This window comes from Martinezella sp. CNPSo 3795, assembly GCF_057784475.1.
Map to the genome: position 1 here is coordinate 119,051 of NZ_JBXSOQ010000006.1, position 18,805 is coordinate 137,855.

General features: G+C 60.2%; 20 protein-coding genes. 14 read left to right on the top strand and 6 right to left on the bottom strand.

Going from position 1 to position 18,805, the window contains the following annotated elements:
• Positions 1 to 24: 24 nt before the first annotated feature.
• Complete coding sequence (locus AC13QY_RS18515) at positions 25 to 648, bottom strand: LOG family protein (RefSeq protein ID WP_113329107.1); 624 nt, start codon at positions 646 to 648, stop codon at positions 25 to 27.
• A 155-nt stretch (positions 649 to 803) separates the two neighbouring features.
• Between AC13QY_RS18515 and AC13QY_RS18520 the strand changes: the two genes are divergently transcribed.
• The 6 genes from AC13QY_RS18520 to AC13QY_RS18545 all read left to right on the top strand — a co-directional run bounded on the left by AC13QY_RS18520 (position 804) and on the right by AC13QY_RS18545 (position 8,131).
• Complete coding sequence (locus tag AC13QY_RS18520; protein WP_113351675.1) at positions 804 to 2,855, top strand: LysM peptidoglycan-binding domain-containing protein; 2,052 nt, start codon at positions 804 to 806, stop codon at positions 2,853 to 2,855.
• A 203-nt stretch (positions 2,856 to 3,058) separates the two neighbouring features.
• Positions 3,059 to 4,945 carry an ABCB family ABC transporter ATP-binding protein/permease gene (locus AC13QY_RS18525; protein ID WP_488493780.1) on the top strand — a complete coding sequence of 629 codons (1,887 nt, stop codon included), beginning with the start codon at positions 3,059 to 3,061 and terminating at the stop codon, positions 4,943 to 4,945.
• Between the two features lie 133 nt (positions 4,946 to 5,078).
• Positions 5,079 to 5,777: an acid phosphatase gene (locus AC13QY_RS18530; protein WP_113351673.1), complete on the top strand. Its 699-nt coding sequence runs from the start codon at positions 5,079 to 5,081 to the stop codon at positions 5,775 to 5,777.
• Between the two features lie 306 nt (positions 5,778 to 6,083).
• A complete protein-coding gene (locus tag AC13QY_RS18535) occupies positions 6,084 to 6,782 on the top strand; it encodes a phosphatidylserine decarboxylase (protein WP_113329110.1) in 699 nt (232 codons plus the stop codon).
• Positions 6,783 to 6,802: 20 nt separating this feature from the next.
• Positions 6,803 to 7,663, top strand: coding sequence for a CDP-diacylglycerol--serine O-phosphatidyltransferase (gene pssA / locus AC13QY_RS18540; RefSeq protein ID WP_015339321.1), 861 nt, complete (start codon positions 6,803 to 6,805; stop codon positions 7,661 to 7,663).
• Positions 7,664 to 7,990: 327 nt separating this feature from the next.
• Positions 7,991 to 8,131, top strand: coding sequence for a hypothetical protein (locus tag AC13QY_RS18545; protein WP_015339320.1), 141 nt, complete (start codon positions 7,991 to 7,993; stop codon positions 8,129 to 8,131).
• 76 nt (positions 8,132 to 8,207) lie between these two features.
• Here AC13QY_RS18545 and AC13QY_RS18550 read toward each other — a convergent pair whose 3' ends face one another.
• The gene (locus AC13QY_RS18550) at positions 8,208 to 8,972 is read right to left on the bottom strand and encodes an SOS response-associated peptidase (protein ID WP_113351672.1); all 765 of its coding nucleotides are present in this window, start codon (positions 8,970 to 8,972) and stop codon (positions 8,208 to 8,210) included.
• Between the two features lie 43 nt (positions 8,973 to 9,015).
• Complete coding sequence (locus AC13QY_RS18555; protein WP_113351671.1) at positions 9,016 to 9,336, bottom strand: YnfA family protein; 321 nt, start codon at positions 9,334 to 9,336, stop codon at positions 9,016 to 9,018.
• Positions 9,337 to 9,498: 162 nt separating this feature from the next.
• On the opposite strand from AC13QY_RS18555, the gene AC13QY_RS18560 reads away from it, so the two are divergent.
• The 7 genes from AC13QY_RS18560 to AC13QY_RS18590 all read left to right on the top strand — a co-directional run bounded on the left by AC13QY_RS18560 (position 9,499) and on the right by AC13QY_RS18590 (position 13,744).
• The gene (locus AC13QY_RS18560; RefSeq protein WP_069616156.1) at positions 9,499 to 9,918 is read left to right on the top strand and encodes an NUDIX hydrolase; all 420 of its coding nucleotides are present in this window, start codon (positions 9,499 to 9,501) and stop codon (positions 9,916 to 9,918) included.
• Positions 9,919 to 10,012: 94 nt separating this feature from the next.
• Positions 10,013 to 10,447, top strand: coding sequence for a TIGR02301 family protein (locus tag AC13QY_RS18565; RefSeq protein ID WP_488493781.1), 435 nt, complete (start codon positions 10,013 to 10,015; stop codon positions 10,445 to 10,447).
• Between the two features lie 104 nt (positions 10,448 to 10,551).
• On the top strand, positions 10,552 to 10,809 hold the full coding sequence (locus tag AC13QY_RS18570) for a hypothetical protein (protein WP_068385602.1): 258 nt from the start codon (positions 10,552 to 10,554) through the stop codon (positions 10,807 to 10,809).
• Positions 10,810 to 10,825: 16 nt separating this feature from the next.
• Positions 10,826 to 11,584 (top strand): hypothetical protein, encoded by a 759-nt coding sequence (locus AC13QY_RS18575; protein ID WP_488493782.1) that lies wholly within the window; start codon positions 10,826 to 10,828, stop codon positions 11,582 to 11,584.
• A gap of 176 nt (positions 11,585 to 11,760) precedes the next feature.
• Positions 11,761 to 12,600, top strand: coding sequence for a CAF17-like 4Fe-4S cluster assembly/insertion protein YgfZ (gene ygfZ, locus AC13QY_RS18580; protein ID WP_113352016.1), 840 nt, complete (start codon positions 11,761 to 11,763; stop codon positions 12,598 to 12,600).
• Positions 12,597 to 13,214: a YfbR-like 5'-deoxynucleotidase gene (locus tag AC13QY_RS18585; RefSeq protein ID WP_113329114.1), complete on the top strand. Its 618-nt coding sequence runs from the start codon at positions 12,597 to 12,599 to the stop codon at positions 13,212 to 13,214. The genes ygfZ and AC13QY_RS18585 overlap by 4 nt, the downstream gene beginning before the upstream one ends.
• Positions 13,211 to 13,744 carry a tyrosine phosphatase family protein gene (locus tag AC13QY_RS18590; protein ID WP_113329115.1) on the top strand — a complete coding sequence of 178 codons (534 nt, stop codon included), beginning with the start codon at positions 13,211 to 13,213 and terminating at the stop codon, positions 13,742 to 13,744. The genes AC13QY_RS18585 and AC13QY_RS18590 overlap by 4 nt, the downstream gene beginning before the upstream one ends.
• A gap of 57 nt (positions 13,745 to 13,801) precedes the next feature.
• On the opposite strand, the gene AC13QY_RS18595 is transcribed toward AC13QY_RS18590, so the two are convergent.
• The 3 genes from AC13QY_RS18595 to AC13QY_RS18605 all read right to left on the bottom strand — a co-directional run bounded on the left by AC13QY_RS18595 (position 13,802) and on the right by AC13QY_RS18605 (position 15,703).
• Complete coding sequence (locus tag AC13QY_RS18595; RefSeq protein WP_233788689.1) at positions 13,802 to 14,434, bottom strand: EF-hand domain-containing protein; 633 nt, start codon at positions 14,432 to 14,434, stop codon at positions 13,802 to 13,804.
• A 270-nt stretch (positions 14,435 to 14,704) separates the two neighbouring features.
• On the bottom strand, positions 14,705 to 15,217 hold the full coding sequence (locus AC13QY_RS18600) for a superoxide dismutase family protein (RefSeq protein WP_113390074.1): 513 nt from the start codon (positions 15,215 to 15,217) through the stop codon (positions 14,705 to 14,707).
• 147 nt (positions 15,218 to 15,364) lie between these two features.
• Positions 15,365 to 15,703, bottom strand: a complete 339-nt coding sequence (locus AC13QY_RS18605; RefSeq protein ID WP_113351666.1) for a hypothetical protein — start codon at positions 15,701 to 15,703, stop codon at positions 15,365 to 15,367.
• 294 nt (positions 15,704 to 15,997) lie between these two features.
• Here AC13QY_RS18605 and AC13QY_RS18610 point away from each other — a divergent pair, with 294 nt between their 5' ends.
• Complete coding sequence (locus tag AC13QY_RS18610; protein ID WP_113352015.1) at positions 15,998 to 18,757, top strand: DUF2339 domain-containing protein; 2,760 nt, start codon at positions 15,998 to 16,000, stop codon at positions 18,755 to 18,757.
• The last annotated feature ends 48 nt before the right edge of the window (positions 18,758 to 18,805 follow it).

The following is an 18,805-nucleotide window of genomic DNA, read 5'->3' on the forward strand; positions in this document are numbered from 1 at the left end:
GCTGCTCGTTTGCCGGAACAGCTTTTAGAGCTTGGAAATCACGGCCTCTTCTCCGCCGCGGTCGCCGCGCGTCTCTGCGGCATGCTTGCGGATGGCCGGAATGATATCGGCCACCTTGTCGATCACAAGCGGCTGGACACGATGGGCGGTATGGATGAAGCCCTCGTCCCGCATATGACGGACGATTTCCATCATCGAATCCCAAAAGCCGTTGATATTGGCAAAAACCATCGGCTTTTCGTGACGGCCCAGCTGGCCCCAGGTCATGATCTCGACGATCTCCTCCAGGGTGCCGATTCCGCCCGGCAAGGCCACGAAAGCGTCGGCGCGCTCGAACATGCCATGTTTGCGCGTATGCATGTCCGGCGTTATGATGAGTTCGTCGAGCTGACCGAGCGAGTGGCGCGTCGCTTCCATATCGACCAGAAATTCCGGAATGATGCCGGTGACCTGACCGCCGTGCGACAGCACGCCGCTTGCGACAGCGCCCATGATGCCCTTCGTTCCGCCGCCATAGATCAGGCGCAGGCCGTTTTCGGCAATGCTTTTGCCGAGTTCGCGGCCAGCGGCCATGTAGGAAGGATCGCGTCCCGGCTGTGAGCCACAATAGACGCAAATGGTTCGAATTGGCGCGGAATCGTCGGTCATGGATGCAAAGAACTATGCTGCAGGTGCGCAGTCAAGATTTTTCAAAGGAAAACTTGTGTCGGAACATGCGAAAATGGCTGAGAAAGCTTGTAAAAGCAGGCGAAATCGCTAGCAATTTCAGGAGTTGCGATGACTTCGCCGCGTGGAGATGAATGATGATGAAGAACCGTGCCGGTTGGCTGGCTCTGTTGGTGTTGGCAATTGCGACCTTGTTGATGGTCTTCTTCGTGATGCCGCGCATCAACGGTGACAAGACCCCGATCGGCAACGTGGTTAATCAAGCCGGCAATGCGGTGAAAAATACGATCGACCAAAACGCGCAGAAGGCTGGTGAGACCGCCGAGAACGCAACCAAGGCCACGCAGAATGCCGTGTCGACCGCCGTCAATACGGCAGACCTCGCGAAAAAGCTGACCGGCCTGACCGACGCGGCAACCGCTTCGCTGGCCGATTTGAAGGCGCTCTTCAAGGATGGCAATGGACCGGCCCAGGATGTCTTCACGGCTGCGAAGACAAAGGCGATTACTGCCCTGCAATCGATCGTCGGCTTCGCGCTTCCCGAAGGGATCGACGCAACGACAACGGGACTCGTTAAGAAAGCGCAGGACGGTGCAGGCAAGGCTCTCGCCATCATCCAATCTCTCCCCGAGAATGCTGCCGAAGCCAGTGCGGCGATCGACAAGGCTCTTGCAACGCTGACAGGGCAACAGGCGCCCGGGACCAACTCGGCTGCCAATCCTCGCGTACCATCATTCGACGTATTGCGCGTCGAGCCGGATGGCTCCACTGTTATCGCAGGCTCAGCCGAGCCGAATGCCAAGCTAGAGATCGTCGACGGCGAAAAGGTTGTCACGACGACCAATGTCGGCCCGAGCGGCGACTTTGCCGCCGTACTCGACAATCCGCTGCCGCCTGGAGACCACGAATTGGTGCTGCGCGCCACCGGCAAGGACGGTAAGGCCGTCAGTTCCGAGGAAATCGCAACCGTCTCCGTGCCGAAGGACAATTCCACCCAGGTTCTCGCGATGGTGTCGAAGCCAGGCGCTGCAAGTCGCATCATCACCGCGCCTTCCGCCAAGCAGGGCCGCGTGACCGCCGGCGAACAGGACGCGTCCGCAGCCGGCACTCAGGCCAAAGCGACCACGACAGATGCCAAGCCGCAACAGGATGGTACGGCGGTCGCATCCGCCAATCCCGCGGCAGGCACGGCAACACCGCCAGCAGCGAAGGTAGAGGCGAATCCAGACGTCATGGTCAATGCGGTGGAGATCGAAAACGATCATATCTTCGTTGCCGGCACCACGAAGCCGAATGCCAAGGTCCGCGCCTATGCCGACGACAAGCTCATCGGCGAGAACGTCGCGGGTGCGGACGGTCACTTCGTCGTGGACGGCCCCATGCCTCTTGCCGTCGGCGATCACAAGATCCGCGTCGACATACTCGATGGCGCAGGCAAAGTCGTCGTGCGGACCAGCGTCAACTTCACGCGCCCCGAGGGCAATCAGGTGACGGTCGCGGCGCAGACACCCGCCGCCGCAAATGGTCAAGGGCAGACGGCCACGGCAAACATGGTGCCGCTCGACGAGGGCGAGCTTGCCAAGCTCAAGGAAGGCGCGGGCAAGGCTTTTGCGCTGCTCAAGGGCCTCTTTACCGACGGCAAGCAGCCGAATACGGAGCAGCTCGCAGCCGCCCGCTCCGGCACGGAAATCGCGCTCAAGTCGCTGTCTGAATTCCGGCCGACCATCAACGCCAGTGCTGCGTTGAAGAAGGCTGCTTCCGACGCTTCGAGCACAGCCTCCAAGGCGCTTGCCACCTTGCTGGCTTTGCCGAAAGATCCGAAATCGGTCGGCGCGGCGCTGCCTGGGCTCGAACAGATGATCGCTGTTATCACGCAGCCTGCTCAGACGGCACCGGCGCAGCCGAACACAGAGGTCTCATCCAACGACAGTGGCCCGAAGACGCTCGAACAGGCACCGCTGTCGCAGGACACCAATGCCGTCATCATCCGTCGCGGCGATACGCTGTGGCAGATATCGCGCCGCATCTACGGTGCGGGCGTGCGCTACACGACGATCTATCTGGCCAACGAGGACAAGATCAACAATCCGGACCGCATCCTGCCGGGTCAGGTCTTCGGTCTGCCGAAGGATGCATTGCCGAATGCCGAGGAGCTTCACCGCAAGCGGCTTTCGGGCGAGCACCTCTAGCGCAACGACCGCCCATCGTGAACATTGGCAGCGCCCAGGCTCATCAACGCCTGGCCGCTGCTTTTATACCGCATGAAAATAGTATAAGCGTCGCCCGACCCCATAGCCTTCCCACAACGGCCATGTCTTGGCTATGAAGGCTTGCCAGTCGGCTGTGCAAACGCTGCCACATCCGGCTGCCCAATCATTCGCCGGAGACGGACATGGCAGGCCAGAAGAAAACCATATCGGCGGATTCCCGCAATCCATTGAACACGATCGTCAATCTCTGGCCCTATATGTGGCCGAGCGGGCGTATGGATCTGAAAATGCGGGTGGTCTGGGCAACCGTCTTCCTGCTGGTCTCGAAATTTTTCCTGCTGCTGGTCCCCTACTTCTTCAAATGGTCCGTCGATGCGCTGAACGGCAAGCTCGACATGCAAGGCATTCTGCCTGCTTTCCTGGTCGGCGCCATCGCTTTGATCATCGCCACGAACGCGACGCGTCTGATCCAGCTCGGCCTCAACCAGCTGCGCGATGCCCTGTTTGCGAGCGTCGGCCAATATGCGGTGCGCCAGCTCGCCTACAGAACCTTCGTGCACATGCACGAGCTCTCGCTGCGTTTCCATCTGGAGCGCAAGACCGGAGGCCTCTCGCGCATCATCGAGCGCGGCACCAAGGGCATCGAGACGATCGTCCGCTTCACGATCCTCAACACGTTTCCGACCTTCATCGAATTCCTGCTGACCGCCATCATCTTCTGGCGCGGCTATGGCTTTTCCTATCTCGCCGTCACGGCCGTCACGGTCTGGCTCTACATCTGGTTCACCGTCAAGGCGAGTGACTGGCGCATCTCCATCCGCCGGACGATGAACAACAGCGATACCGATGCCAACACCAAGGCGATCGATTCGCTGCTGAACTTCGAGACGGTCAAATATTTCGGCAACGAGGAGATGGAAGCCAAACGCTTCGATCAATCGATGGAGCGATATGAAAAGGCAGCCACCAGCGTCTGGACGTCGCTTGGTTGGCTTAACTTCGGCCAAGGCTTAATCTTTGGCCTTGGCACGACAGTGATGATGGTCATGTCGGGCTGGTCCGTCCTGAACGGCCATCACACGGTCGGCGACTTCGTCTTCATCAACGCGATGCTGCTGCAGCTCTCCGTACCGCTCAACTTCATCGGCTTCGTCTATCGCGAAATACGCCAGGGCCTGACCGATATCGAGGAGATGTTCGACCTGCTCGAGGTCAAGCCCGAGGTGGTCGATGCGCCTGACGCCAAGGAGCTCGTCATCGGTAATGGCGCAATCGCATTCAAGGACGTGCATTTCGCCTATGATCCCGCGCGGCCGATCCTGAAGGGCATTTCCTTTGAGGTGCCGGCTGGCAAGACGGTCGCCGTGGTCGGGCCTTCAGGCGCCGGTAAATCGACGCTGTCGCGCCTGCTCTATCGTTTCTACGATGTGCAGGACGGCACGATCACCATCGACGGCCAGGATCTGCGAACCGTCACGCAGAAGAGCCTGCGCAAGGTCATCGGCATGGTGCCGCAGGATACCGTGCTCTTCAACGATACCATCGCCTACAACATCCGCTATGGCCGTCCGAGCGCCAGCGAAGGGGAAGTTACCGCGGCCGCGGAGATCGCGCAGATCGGCGAGTTCATCCGCAATCTGCCGGAAGGCTTCGAGACCAAGGTCGGCGAGCGTGGCCTCAAATTGTCTGGCGGCGAGAAGCAGCGCGTCGCGATCGCGCGCACCATTCTCAAGGCGCCGCCGGTCCTGATCCTCGACGAGGCGACCTCGGCACTCGACACGACGACCGAGCGCGAAATACAGGCTGCCCTCGATGTCGTCTCCAAGAACCGTACGACGCTTGTCATCGCTCACCGCCTGTCGACCGTCATCGGAGCAGATGAGATCATCGTGCTGAAAAGCGGCGTGATCGCCGAGCGCGGCACGCATGCCGAGCTTCTGGCGCGGAACGGGCTTTATGCGTCCATGTGGAGCCGCCAGCGCGAGGCAACGCAGGCGGAGGAGCATCTGAAACAGGTACGCGAAAACGACGATCTCGGCGTTGTCGACCGACTGGCGCCGGCAAGCTGAGAAAACCCGTAGAAGCATGGAATTCCGCCGCCCATGACAGCATCGGGTGCGCAGCGGTTATGCACCGATTGTTGTCACGAGACTGAGATGACAGCTTGCTAGGTACGAGGGTCTTTTCAACGGAGCCCCTCAAATGCGTAGTTTTGCCAAAGCTTTCAGCCTGTTGCTCATCGTCGGCCTCGCCTCGCCGGTTTTCGCCGAAGATGCCAAGCCTTTCACCGATGCCAAGGAGATCAACCTCCTCGATCTGCTGCCGCCTCCGCCCGCCAATGATTCCGCACAGATGAAGGCTGAGCTCGGCGAAATCCTGACGATCCAGGTGACCCGCACGCCGGAAATGGCGGCTCGCGCCGTGGCCGATGCCGAAGAGAACGTCTGGCGCTTCTCCGACGTCATCGACAATCCGAAATTCACCAAGGAAAACCTGCCGAAGTTTTCGGCCTTCTTCGATCGCGTCGTCGAGACCGAAGGCGCCGTCGTCGATCCCGCCAAGGATGTCTGGAAGCGTCCGCGTCCGCATCTCTACAGCGACCTCGTCAAGCCGATCGTGCCGCTCTCCAAGTCCGGCTCCTATCCGTCCGGCCACACCACGGTCGGCACGCTGATGGGCATTGTGCTTGCCAACATGGTGCCGGAAAAGCGCGCCGCCATCATGGCTCGCGCCTGGGAATACGGCCACAACCGTATCGTCGGCGGCATCCACTATGCTTCCGATATCGAAGCTGGCCGCATTGCAGGCACCGTCATCGCCGAAACCATCATGACGCATGAGGACTACAAGACCGAGTATGAGGGCGCCAAGGCTGAACTGCGCGCTGCTCTCGGCCTCTGATTTCCGATCGGCCGACGCGGGACACAGGAGGCCGCCGCCATCGGCGGCCTTTTCATTGCGTCCCGCACGGGTTTCCACAGGCTGCACTTTTCAAGTCAGGGGAACGTTGGCATCTTGCTCGACGCGGATTGCGTTGAGGACGAGCGCGCGAAAGCATTGCCCATGACAGAGTTTGCCTGTAGTCACGCTCGACTGGTATTCAGAGCAAGACCGCTTATCTTGTTCTCATTCTTTTGACTGGCGTGATCTTGCCGAAGAACCGGAGCCCGGTTCCTGGTGAGCATGCCCTAACGGAGTAGGCCATAGATGAGCTTGATGAACAGCGTACGCAACGTCATCGTTCCCATACACAAGGAGGGCTATCCCTTCGTTGCAGGCTTCTTCGTCGCGTCGCTGGTGCTCGGTTGGATCTTCAAGCCGCTCTTCTGGATCGGCCTGATCCTGACGCTGTGGTGTGCCTATTTCTTCCGCGATCCCGAACGCATGACGCCTCAGGACGATGATCTGGCGATATCGCCTGCCGACGGCAAGGTTTCGAGCGTGCAGATGGTGACGCCGCCGGCCGAGCTCAATCTCGGCAGCCAGCCGATGCTGCGTATCTCGATCTTCATGAATGTCTTCGATTGCCATGTGAACCGTTCGCCGATGCGCGGTCGCATCACCAACGTCGCCTATCGCCAGGGCAGCTTCCTCAATGCCGAACTCGACAAGGCCAGCGAACAGAATGAACGCAACGGCCTCGTGATCGAAACGAAGCATGGCGAAATCGGCGTGGTGCAGATTGCCGGCCTCGTTGCCCGCCGCATTCTTTGCTTCGTCCATCCGAACGAGCCGCTGGATGCCGGCGAGCGCATCGGCCTCATCCGCTTCGGCTCGCGCCTCGATGTCTTCCTGCCGGAAGGCGCTGCGCCGCGCGTTGCCGTCGGTCAGCGGGCGATCGCCGGCGAAACCGTCATTGCCGAATTCGGCTCGGCCAAGGGCGCAACCCTTAGCCGCCGCAGCTGAAGTGTAGGAACACGAGCGAGATGAAGACGCCTTTTCCGCCTTTCGAGCCGCACGGGCCCAATGACGAAGCGCGTGGACCGCGTCTCCGGGAAATTCCGTTGCGGCTGATTGTGCCGAACATGATCACCGTGCTGGCGATCTGCTCGGGCCTGACGGGCATTCGCCTCGCTTTCGAAAACCGTTACGAGCTCGCCGTCGTGGCGGTGCTGGTTGCCGCCTTCCTCGACGGCATCGACGGGCGCGTCGCGCGGCTGATGAAGGCCACCTCGAAATTCGGCGCGCAGATGGATTCGCTCGCCGATATCGTCAATTTCGGCGTTGCGCCGGCCCTTGTCGTCTACGTGTTCCTGCTCGACCAGGCCCGCTCGCTCGGCTGGATCGCGGCGTTGATCTATACGATCGCCGCCGGATTGCGGCTCGCCCGCTTCAATGTCATGGCTGAACGCGAGCATAAAGCCTCGTGGCAATCCGAATATTTCGTCGGCGTACCGGCGCCTGCCGGCGCCATGCTGGTGCTGCTGCCTGTTTATCTCGGCTTTCTCGGCCTTACGCCGGACCGCACCTTCGCCTTATGGGGCGCAGCCTACACGGTTCTCATCGGCTTCCTGCTGGTCAGCCGATTGCCCGTATGGTCCGGCAAATCGGAAGGCAACGGCGTAAGGCGCGATCTGGTGCTGCCGATCATGCTCGGCCTCGTCGTCTATGTCGCGCTGCTGATGAGCTATACGTGGCATGTCATGGTCGTGACCGTCGTCATCTATTTGCTGTCCCTACCCTTCGGCGCACGCTCCTGGGCAAAGAAATACGGCACCTACACCATCAATGGCCCCGCCGATCCCAATGTCGACGATTCCAACGACGACATCGGCCGACATATCTAGGACCAGCATATCAAACCGCTGCACAACAGCCCTCTGGCGGCACTGCCGCGCTGCAACCGCTAGTCTGTAAGTCTCCCTTATCAATCAGAGACATGGCGGTCGCTCATCGGCGCAATGGAAAGCCAGCTCGGCGCGATATTTCCGCAGATTCAAACATTGCGGCAGTGCGGATTCTACACGAGGTTTCGGCGCTAATCTCTCGAAATATGGTCGTTGTTTACAAAAGCTGATTGGAAAACGCCTTCGATTTGTCATGATTTACGACAAAAAGCACTACTCGACTGTGAATCGAAAAATGCTCCGTGGGAGCGTGGTGAGGAGTGAAACATGACGCAGAAAAAGGACCAGCCGGCACAACCGCAGGCAAAGATCGATCCCAGCAAGCATTATCGTCCGCTGGGGCTGAAGGCCGTTCTTGCAGCCCATCTGATGCTGAAGACAAAGCCTCTCAAGAAGAAGATCGCCTGAGAATATAGTTCTGCCCACCGCCGACCAATGCCGGCAGGCAGCATTTCCGTTCACTGGCCGCTAAAATGGCGGCCGCTCAGAGAAGGCTTAGTTGGCCATCGTCCGGATCCGTCTTTTTCGGCGGTTTCCTGACCGGATAGAGCACCACGGGTGTCTGCACATCCGGCCCCATATTGGCAACTTTGTTGACGCGATCCGAAACCGGAATCGCCTCGAAAAAATCCTCCTGGACCGGCTTCATCAGACCAAGCACATCGCGAGGCTCCTGCGTCTTGCAATCGAGCCAGCGGGCGAAATCCTCCGGCTTGATGACGACGGGCATGCGGTCATGGATGGATCGAATGGCGCTGTTTGCCGCCGTCGTCAGGATCGCACCCGTATCGATCTCGGAACCATCTGCCGACGACCAGGTTTCCATCAGTCCGGCAAAAGCGATGACGCCGCCGCTACGGGGGCGGATCCAGTAGGCTTGCGGCTTCTCGCCGCTTTCCTTCGGCGGCCGATGCCATTCATAGAAGCCGGATGCCGGGATGAGGATGCGGCGATGGCGCATGGCCGCGCGGAAGGAGGCCTTACCTATTGCCGTTTCCGCCCGCGCATTGATCAGCAGCGGGAAATCCTTGGGGTCCTTCACCCAGTCGGGCATAAAGCCCCAGCGCACGAGCAAGGCGCGACGATCCGGCAGATTGCTTCCCGGTCGCTGCCGATCGCCCGATATCACGACAAGGATCGGCTGCGTCGGCGCGATATTGTAGCGCGCGGGAAAAGCCTCGTTCAGCAGGACGCCGAGCGCTTCCCCCACGTGATCTGCCGTCGATGTCAAAGCGAAACGTCCGCACATCAGGCCTGTGTTGCACCCGAAAAGCGGCTGGTCAAGCCTAACGTCAGCCGCGCGGACCGAGCAGAATGACCGCCGCCCCGACGAGGCAGATGACGGCGCCCGAAATATCCCATCGGTCCGGTAGCCGCCCTTCTGCGAACCAGAGCCAGAGAATGGAGGCAACAATATAGACGCCGCCATAGGCAGCAAAAGTGCGGCCGGCCGCCTCGCTCGGCACCAGCGCCAGCAGCCATGCAAAGAGCACCAGCGAGAAAAGGCCGGGTGCAAGCCACCAGACGGGCTTCGACAGACGCAGCCACGCCCAGAAGGCAAAGCAGCCCGCAATTTCGGCAAGAGCCGCCAAAGCATATAGCCCGTAGATCATTCCCGATCGTCCCCGTATTCGGCGCATTCAGAATCGCGGCTTCCGCTGGAAGCGAGTTAAGGGGCTTTCCCATGGGACAGCAAGCACCGTTTCCTGTAGAAATGGGCCGCAGATGGCTCCTTGCCATCGCGCATCGATCTTCATCCGAATGCAAAGTGATCCATGACTTCCAACCCTCGCCCTGCCTCCTCCGCCATTCTCGAACGCAACGGTCGCTTCCTGCTTGTCTTGCGCAGCAATCCGCCGTCCGCCGATATGTACGCCTTTCCGGGAGGGCGGGCCGAAGACGGAGAGACACCGGCCGACGCGGCGTTGCGCGAGTTCAAGGAGGAGACAGGCATCTCAGCCCGCAATCCTCGCCTGTTCGAGACTTACGATCTCCGCTCTCACGCGGCGGACGGAACGTTGACGAGCCACTTCCTGCTCTCGGTCTTTCTTGTGGATGCCGATGAGGACGCGGTCGCCGAAGCCGCCGACGATGCAGCCGCCATTGGCTGGTACACGCTGGAAGAGGTGCGCACCCTGCCCGTTCCCGCCAGTGTGCTCGAATGCGTGGAACGACTTGCTGCAGAAAACGCATAGCTCGGCGCCGAAATTAACGATGCTGAGCAATATCGGCGTGGAAACCGCCCCTTGCGCCTTGTTCCCGTCATGCTTGTCCGGTCAACATGGTTACATGATTCATAACAGCCTTGGCCGACCGCTTCTGATCTGCATCGCGCTTGCCGCAGCCCTTCCCGCTGCCGCACAGCCAGCAGCAAGCGCGCCACCGGCACAGGCTGCCGACAATGCGAATGCCGAGCAGCCTGCGCCCTATGACGAGCAGCTTTCCCGGCTCTCCGAAATTCTCGGCTCGATCGACTATTTGCGCAATCTATGCAGCCCGACGCAGGAAGACGGATGGCGCGGCGACATGCAGCACTTGCTCGACACGGAGACCAAGAGCGAGCCGAAACGAAAGGAAACGCTCACTGCCGCTTTCAACCGTGGATATCGGTCCTTTGCATCGGTTTACACGAATTGCACGCCGCAGGCCCGCGTCGCGGAAGAGCGATACCGTAACGAAGGTGCAACACTGGCGGCAGAAATCACCGCACGCTTTGGAAATTGACGATTTATTAACCTCTTTTCATAGCGAGCCGTGTCGTTTTGGGAAAAGGCTGATAGAGTTATTAAGCAAGTGGTAAGGACATGAACGTCTCGAGGAAAGAAACAATGGAAACCAGCCTGAACGAAATCGACGACATGATCGTTCATGAAAAGATGCAGGCAGCGCTGGAATACCAGAATGAAGCTTGGGCCGACGGCATGGCAGATGGCATCGAGCCCGAAATCATCGCCGACGCCGCCATCGCCCACGCGATTCGCGAGACGATCCGGAATCAAGGGGAACAGGGCGCCGAAGCCTTGCTCGAATCGCTGCGTGAACGCATGCTCGCTGGCGAGTTCTCTCCGAACCGTACCCTGCAATAACACCCAGAGATTGCTAATGCGTATCTTTCCAGGCAATGCGCTCACCTGTTCCATTGCCTCGTTCGCTGCCGTAACCCTGCTTTTGGGCAGCACCGCCTTGCCGCTACCGGCCAATGCCTTTTCCCAGCTCAACCCGCCGGCTCCCCAGGCGAAAGACGCAGCACAGTCCACTCCCAAAGAGAACGAGAAGCCGATCGAGCAGGCGCTGGAAGCGCCTGCCAATAACGCGCTGCCAATGCCCGATCCGCTGATCAACAAGCAGGCAAGCCAGAGCAGCGGCGATGCTTCGAACACAAACAAGTCAGTCGAATTCCTCTACGATATCGACAGGGCGCCGGAGCCGGTAAAGAAGCTGCGTGCGGCGATCGTCGAGGCTGCCGCTTCCGGTGATCTCGAGCGCCTGCGCCCGCTGATGAATGTCGGCGGCGGGCTCAAGCAGACGCAGGTCACCGCCGACGACCCCGGCGAAGATCCGATCAAGACCCTGCATGATCTTTCAGGCGATCCCGACGGCATCGAGATCCTGTCCATTCTCCTCGACATCATGTCGACCGGCTTTGCCCATGTCGGCCAGGGAACCCCTGATGAGGTCTATGTCTGGCCCTATTTCGCCGAGAAGGACATCAAGACACTCTCCACGCCGGAGAAGGTCGATCTGATGCGTATCGTGACGGCCGGCGACTATGCCGACATGCAGGAATTCGGCGGCTATAATTTTTATCGCGTCGGCATCACGCCGGACGGCCGCTGGAAATTCTTCACCTCGGGCGAATGATGCGGCCGGGGAACTTGCGGTTCCCCGTCGAAGGCCCTACCTCTGCGTGATGAAGCATGTCGCGCAAAAGTGCGCAGCGGTTTTGCGACAACGACATGCGCAAGAACAAAGACCTGAAGCGCAGGAAGCGACCTGAAAGATCGCGACGTGCTTTAGGCCAAATCAGCGGAACCATCATGCCAGCCGTATTCCTCAGAGAGCGCTCCTTCATCCGCATTGCCGGCGCGGAGGCGGAGACGTTCCTGCACAATCTCATCACCACCGATCTCGTCTCGCTCGGCACCGACGAGGCGCGCCCAGGCGGGCTGCTGACGCCGCAGGGCAAAATCCTGTTCGACTTCATGATCTGGCGGGACGGCCCTGGCTTTCTGCTCGAAACGGACACGGCGCAGCGGGAGAGCCTGCTCAAGCGGCTCACCATGTATCGCCTGCGAGCCAAGGTCGATTTCGTCGTGGAGGAGATGCAGGGCGTCACGGCCGCATGGGGGGATGCCACAGCCGGCGGTCCCAAGGATAGCCGCTTCGCGAGGGCGGGAATTGTGCTGACCCGGACGCCCGGCGAGCACGGCAGCGATCCAGAGACACTTTATGACGCCCTGCGTATCGACAACGGCATCGCCATTTCCGGCCGCGATTTCGCATTGCAGGACGCGTTCCCGCATGACGTGCTGATGGATCTGAATGGCGGACTGGGCTTCCGCAAGGGCTGCTATATCGGCCAGGAAGTGGTTTCCCGCATGCACCATCGCGGAACGGCGCGCAGGCGTGTCGTCATCGTCAACGGCAGGGCCGAATTGCCGCCCTCCGGCACGGAATTGACTGTTGGCGGCAAGCCGATCGGAACGCTCGGCTCGACCGCCGGCAATATGGGCCTAGCCATCGTCCGCATAGACCGGGCCGGCGAAGCCATTGCCGAAGAGGTTCCGATAAAGGCTGGCGAGGTTGACGTCATCGTGTCACTTCCGATCTGGTCCGGCCTCTCCTTCCCCACCCGCGCCGACGAGGCGTCGGCATGACATCGGCGACGACCGCGCGCGCCTGGCAGCGCATGTTATCCGGGCGCAGGCTCGACCTTCTCGATCCCTCGCCGCTCGACGTCGAGATCAGCGACATTGCGCATGGGCTTGCCCGTGTCGCGCGTTGGAATGGACAGACCTCCGGCGACCATGCCTTTTCGGTGGCGCAACACAGCCTTGTCGTCGAGGCGATCTTTCGCCATCTCAATCCGGCAACGCCCGACGAATTGCTTGCCGCCTTGCTGCATGACGCACCGGAATATGTGATCGGCGACATGATATCGCCGTTCAAGTCCGTCGTCGGCGGCGATTACAAGGTCGTGGAGAAGCGGCTCGAGGCGGCAATCTACCGGCGCTTCGCCCTGCCCCCGCATTGCGCGCCAAAGCTCAAGGAAAAGATCAAGAAGGCCGATACGATCTCGGCCTATTTCGAGGCGACGCTGCTTGCCGGCTTCACGCCCGATGAAGCCCGCAAATTCTTCGGCCAGCCGCGCGACATCACGCGCGAGATGCTGCCGATCGACCCCATGCCGGCAATTGAGGCACAACGGCTGTTCCTCAAGCGCTTCGAGGCGATCGAGGCAGAGCGTGCCGCCATGAGGGTCGGCGCGTGACAGCAATCATCGTATCGCCGCTTGCGCGCATCGCCGAAATGGCCGTTCGCCATGGCGCGCGCGAAATGATCAGCCTGATGGCGAAGGAGCAGAATTTTCACCGTCCCGCCGTCATCAAGGCGGATCGGCATCTGCTGCTCAATATGAACGACATCAGCTTTGCCGGAACCGGCGATCTCGTCGCCCCGCAGGAGACGCATGTCCGCGCCATCATCGATTTCGCTACCGGTTGGGATCGAGGCGCACCTTTGCTCATCCATTGCTGGATGGGTATTTCACGCTCGCCGGCGGCGGCACTGATTGCAGCTTTGGCCGTTCACCCGGAGGAGAACGACCTTGTGCTGGTCCGCCGCCTGCGCGCGAGCTCGCCATTCGTCACGCCGAATGCCCGGCTCGTTGCCATCGGCGACGACATGCTTGGACGCCGGGGGCGGCTGGTTGCTGCAGTCAAAGAGATCGGCCGTGGCGCAGATGCTGACGGAAATGCACCTTTCATGCTGCCCTTGGCCGACTCGAGCACCGGCGCTTAAAAAGCGGAGACCGCGTTTCGCAATCTCCGCTCGCTTCACAGCAATGAACAACCGCGATCACGCGGCGACGACATCCGTTTGATCCGGGTCATACTGACCATAAGTATTCTGGTAAAGCGACGACGGATCCTGTATGTCGTTCAACAAGACGTCCAGCGCCTGATCCTTGGCAAGTGTCGCGGCATCCGTTGGACTGCTGTCGCTCGTATCGGGCTCCAGCGACAGCATATCGGCGGCTGCGACATCCGACGATTTCAGGGCATCGAGACCCTCGGCGAATTGATCCTTGGTCAGGGAGCCGGCGTTTTGCGTATCCAGGCTCTTGAACAGGTTTTCAGCATCGCTCTCGCTCATATCCTTCGGACGGCCAGCGACGAACTCGTCCTGCGAGACTTTGCCGTCCTTATCGGTGTCCAGGCTGGCAAACAGCTGGTCCATGGGCGATTCGCCGGAAGAGCCGTCGGCCGACGTGGAACCGCTTGACTGGCTGTTCTGCTGCATCTGCAACAGCATCGAGGCCAGATTGCCGGAAAAGACATCCGTCGCGCTGGGATCGCTGCTGCTGTTGCTATCCTCATCGTTGAGCATGCTCGCCGACAGAAGGCCGGACTGCGCCGCCTCCTCCAGCTCCTGAGCATCCACGACGCCGTCCTGATTCTTATCCAAGGGACTGTACGAGGCAGCCGTCATGCTGCTTCCAATTGAAGAAACCCCGCTCATCCAAATCTCCTACGGCAAATGCCATCGCGTGTTTGATAGACCCCGGCACGCTTAATCATCTGCAGATAGGATAGGTCTGATTGCCCTGCCGGTTGAAGATCGGTGTTAATTCACCATTAACCATAATTGACAGACACCGAATCATATCGCCGGTGGGCGCCTACGCAGCAGAAACAACCGCTGCTTGGCATCCGCCGCTTCAGTGGCGCGAATCATCTTCGCTTCCTTATGGACCGCTTCCTATTGGATGACGGCACATGCCAGGCGCTTGCCGGCGCCGCCGACGGGTTGACTGCGGTAATCATCCGAGTCGGCATGGATCATCAGCGTGCGGCCGCGGATGCCGTTTTTCCCGTTCAGCGATACCATACCATTGAAGACCTGGGCACGCAGTTTGCCATCCTGATCGACATACTGGTTGGGCATATCGCCGGCATGCGGCCCGTTGGCGGCCAGAAAGCCGTGTTCCGCCTTGGTTGGGTTGAAATGACCACCAGCGGACTCGAAGCCGTGCGCATGGTCGCAACGGCTGTTTTCATGGATGTGGAAGGCGACCCAGCGATTGGCCGGCATGCCTGACACTTCCATCTCGATCAGCACGCCCTTTTTGCCCTCGGTCAAGGTCGCCCGGCCGGCTTGTTTACCGTCGAGGCCGACGAAATCAGCAGTGGCGGTGTTTTGACTTTGGGTTTGCGCTGCCGCGGGCGCGGCTGCGGCAAGGGCAAGGATAGCAACGATCGTCATCCGCTTCATGGAACACCCTCCCTTTTCTGCGTGGCAATTGCCCAACGCGTGGCAGGCATGAGGGTTCCGGCGAATGGAAAAAATGACCCTAATCAAAATGATAAGGCGACTTGCCGGCATTCCGGCAGATCGCCTTGCATCGGACGAAAGTGCTTGTCAGGCCGCTATACTGTCGACGTCATACTGGCCGTATGTGCTGTTATAGGCATCCATCGGCGACAGCAGATCCAGGTCGAAATTGACATTGGATTCCGGTGACTTGGCCGTGGAAGCGATATCGGCGCCCGGCAATTGCATGAGCTTGGCAATGAAGCCGCTCAGTGCACCATTCGAACCATTGGCAGCAGCGTCGGTATTGCTGGCCTCGAGAATGCCGGGGCGCTCGTCCACCGCGCGTTCCTCTTGGCTCAAAAGACCATCGCCGTTCGAATCGAGGCGCGAAAGCGTGCCACGATATGGGTAGGAGCTGTTGGATACGGAAGAAACATGGGACATACAAACCTCCTAAGGTAGGAGTCGCCTCATGCGACGTCGTTTGTACGCAATACATTCAGAGTTGGACTATGAGCCGTTATTAAGCTGCTTCGCGCTGCCGGTAAAGACAAATTGTTAATGAGTATTAACCATAGTTCCCAAGCGGTAAATCTGAATTTCCTAATGTTGCCTTTGCAATCCGTTTTGAGGCGATCCGGCATAATCCACTGGAATCATAGGGGAATCTGACTATCTAATCTTACCCGGCGAGTGGTTTCGTATATGCTAAAGCGGATCGCCCATGGAGAAGACATGATGGAATTGTTACCGCTCGTCATCCTGGTCGTTGGTATCCTGGTACTGCGAGGCCACAACCTAAGGATAAGACAGCTGGAAGCGCGCGTTCAGGAGCTGCAAAATGCTCTCGCGGGCAAGGTGCTGACAGCGGAAACGGGCGAATCGATTCCTGCGACGGATTCGATGGCTCTTGCTGCTAGACAGCCTGTCGAAGAAGAGCCGAAAGCGGTGATCGAAGACACCTCCGCGCCCGATACCGAGCAACCGGCCCTCGCCGCAAACAATGTCGCGGATGTGGTCGAGGAAGAGACCACGCCTCTTGCCGGCCAGACATCCGTGCAGACGAAGGAAAGCCTGGAGAGCACGATCGGTGCACGCTGGGCCGTCTGGGTCGGCGGCATCGCGCTGGCGCTCGGCGGCGTCTTCATGGTCAAATATTCGATCGAGAGCGGTCTTCTCAGCCCCAGCGTCCGGCTTGTTCTTGCGGCGCTCTTCGGTCTCGTCCTGATTGCCGCCGGTGAAGTGATCCGCCGCCGCGCCGCACCGGTTCTGAACAATGCCTTCCAGAATGCGATGATCCCTGGCGTCTTGACGGCGGCTGGCGTCGTTGCCCTGTTCGGCGCGACCTATGCCGCGCATGCCATTTACGAATTCATCGGCCCCACGACCGCCTTCATTCTTCTCGCACTAATCTCGCTCGCGACGCTCGGACTATCGCTATTGCATGGGCAGGCGCTTGCCGGCCTTGGTCTGCTGGCATCAATGGCAACCCCTGCCCTGATCGCATCGACTGCGCCACGCCCTTGGACACTCTTCAGCTATCTCGTTCTGATCTGGCTTGCGACCCTATTGGCATCCCGCCTGCGCCGCTGGCTGATCGCGCCATCCCTAGCAAATGGGCTGCTGAGCCTCTGGCCTCTGCTCTACATCACCTTCAGCCCCACCGTCGATCTGACGCCGGTTACGCTTGCTATGCTTGCGATGATCGGCGGCACCATCTTCCTCTGGCCGGGGCGCTATCCGATCTCCGAGGCAGCAAAGGAAGACAGCGCAACGGCGCCCGCCGATGATGTGCCTCAGCAATTGAGTGCCGGCATGGGATGGGCGGCGTTTCTCGCCCGTCCGCCGCTCGGCATGACGCTGACGGCGGCGATTGGCGCGCTTACGGTATCGCTCTGCATCGTCAGCTACAGCCTTCGATATGGATATCCCATTGTCGACGCCACATTCATGTTTGCGGCGATCGTTGCGGCGGTAGCTGCCTTCGGTGCCGGTCGCCTGCATGCAGCCTGGGCAACGATCCTGTCGGCGCTTGTCGCCGTCATCGGCGCGTCCGGCATTCTGGCCAACTGGATTGCCGGGATCGAATCCACGGGTACGGACGGAACTGCCGGTCTGCAGAGCACGGTGCTCTATGAAGTGCTCGGCATCGGCGCCCTCTTCGTACTGATCGGCGCCTTTTTCCTCAGGCGCTTCGCCCAGGCGGAGAAACCCTATGCCGCACTTTGGAGCCTCGTCATGGCCGCCACGCCGCTGGCGATCGCGACGATCAGCTTCGTCAACTTCGGCAACTGGACGCTCGACTGGCTGCATGGGCTTTACGGCATCGGACTGGCCCTAGTTCTCATCGGGCTCGCGGAATGGCAGGATCGCCGAGACGGAGAAGCGTTGAAGCTGCCGACGAATATCCTGGCGGCCGGCTCTTTTGCCGCCGCAGTCTTTGCCCTGCATACGCTTGCGCATCATGCCACCGCGACGATCCTGCTGCCGGTTCTCGGCATCGTCTATCTGCTGGCGGAACGGCTGCGCAACTGGCCCGTTCTGCCATGGACCATGGTTGCTGCACTGGTCATCGCCATGGGGCGCATCGCCTGGCAGCCGACGATTGTCGATCCTTCGGAACTCGGCACGACACCGGTCTTCAACATGCTGCTTGCCGGCTACGGCATTCCGGCCGCCCTTGCCGTCCTAGCCACCTTCATCACCCGTCATTCGCAGAGCCCGCGGCTGCGCAACGCTTTGCAGGCGCTCGCCTGCTTCCTTGTGTTGCTGACGATCGCTATCCTCGTGCGCCATGCCATGAATGGCGGCGTCCTGAACGATGCGGTTCCGACGCTCGGCGAACAGTCGATCTACACGCTGCTGGCGATCGGTGCCTCGGCGACGCTGATGGCGCTCGATCTCAGCGCCGCAAGCCCTGTCTTCCGCTATGGCGGCATGGCGCTCGGCGTCATTTCGGTCTTCATGATCCTGACCCTGCATCTGCTGGGGCTGAACCCGTTCATGACGGGTGAGAGCACAGGTGGCATCCCGCTCTTCAATCTGCTGCTGCTCGCCTATCTCCTGCCAGCCATCGCTTATGCCGGCCTGGCGCTCTTTGCCCGCAATCGTCGTCCCCTGCCCTATGTCGGCATGTTGGCGGTCGCGGCGGCCGTCATGGCCTTCGCATGGGCGACCCTGTCGGTGCGGCGCTTCTGGCAGGGCGAGTACATTCCCTTCTGGAACGGTTTCATCCAGGGCGAGCTCTATTCCTATTCCGTCGTCTGGCTGCTGATCGGCATCGCGCTTCTCGGGCTCGGGACCCGCCTCGAGGCCCGGAGCCTGCGGATCGCCTCGGCGGTGCTGGTCTTCATCGCCGTCGTGAAGGCCTTCCTGATCGACATGGCGAACCTTGAAGGCTTCCTCCGGGCGCTATCCTTCATCGGCCTTGGCGCTGTCTTGATCGGTATCGGCCTGTTCTATCAGAGAATCCTGACGCGCAAGAAAGCGACGGAGTGATTGCGGCGAATCCATTCGCCCGGTAGGAGGAAAGAACCTGCCGACTGA

Bases quoted from the DNA above. Each gene is read 5' to 3' on its own strand.
- AC13QY_RS18515 (WP_113329107.1), bottom strand. From the start codon at position 648: ATGACCGACGATTCCGCGCCAATTCGAACCATTTGCGTCTATTGTGGC.
- AC13QY_RS18520 (WP_113351675.1), top strand. From the start codon at position 804: ATGATGAAGAACCGTGCCGGTTGGCTGGCTCTGTTGGTGTTGGCAATT.
- AC13QY_RS18525 (WP_488493780.1), top strand. From the start codon at position 3,059: ATGGCAGGCCAGAAGAAAACCATATCGGCGGATTCCCGCAATCCATTG.
- AC13QY_RS18530 (WP_113351673.1), top strand. From the start codon at position 5,079: ATGCGTAGTTTTGCCAAAGCTTTCAGCCTGTTGCTCATCGTCGGCCTC.
- AC13QY_RS18535 (WP_113329110.1), top strand. From the start codon at position 6,084: ATGAGCTTGATGAACAGCGTACGCAACGTCATCGTTCCCATACACAAG.
- pssA (WP_015339321.1), top strand. From the start codon at position 6,803: ATGAAGACGCCTTTTCCGCCTTTCGAGCCGCACGGGCCCAATGACGAA.
- AC13QY_RS18545 (WP_015339320.1), top strand. From the start codon at position 7,991: ATGACGCAGAAAAAGGACCAGCCGGCACAACCGCAGGCAAAGATCGAT.
- AC13QY_RS18550 (WP_113351672.1), bottom strand. From the start codon at position 8,972: ATGTGCGGACGTTTCGCTTTGACATCGACGGCAGATCACGTGGGGGAA.
- AC13QY_RS18555 (WP_113351671.1), bottom strand. From the start codon at position 9,336: ATGATCTACGGGCTATATGCTTTGGCGGCTCTTGCCGAAATTGCGGGC.
- AC13QY_RS18560 (WP_069616156.1), top strand. From the start codon at position 9,499: ATGACTTCCAACCCTCGCCCTGCCTCCTCCGCCATTCTCGAACGCAAC.
- AC13QY_RS18565 (WP_488493781.1), top strand. From the start codon at position 10,013: ATGATTCATAACAGCCTTGGCCGACCGCTTCTGATCTGCATCGCGCTT.
- AC13QY_RS18570 (WP_068385602.1), top strand. From the start codon at position 10,552: ATGGAAACCAGCCTGAACGAAATCGACGACATGATCGTTCATGAAAAG.
- AC13QY_RS18575 (WP_488493782.1), top strand. From the start codon at position 10,826: ATGCGTATCTTTCCAGGCAATGCGCTCACCTGTTCCATTGCCTCGTTC.
- ygfZ (WP_113352016.1), top strand. From the start codon at position 11,761: ATGCCAGCCGTATTCCTCAGAGAGCGCTCCTTCATCCGCATTGCCGGC.
- AC13QY_RS18585 (WP_113329114.1), top strand. From the start codon at position 12,597: ATGACATCGGCGACGACCGCGCGCGCCTGGCAGCGCATGTTATCCGGG.
- AC13QY_RS18595 (WP_233788689.1), bottom strand. From the start codon at position 14,434: ATGACGGCTGCCTCGTACAGTCCCTTGGATAAGAATCAGGACGGCGTC.
- AC13QY_RS18600 (WP_113390074.1), bottom strand. From the start codon at position 15,217: ATGAAGCGGATGACGATCGTTGCTATCCTTGCCCTTGCCGCAGCCGCG.
- AC13QY_RS18605 (WP_113351666.1), bottom strand. From the start codon at position 15,703: ATGTCCCATGTTTCTTCCGTATCCAACAGCTCCTACCCATATCGTGGC.
- AC13QY_RS18610 (WP_113352015.1), top strand. From the start codon at position 15,998: ATGGAATTGTTACCGCTCGTCATCCTGGTCGTTGGTATCCTGGTACTG.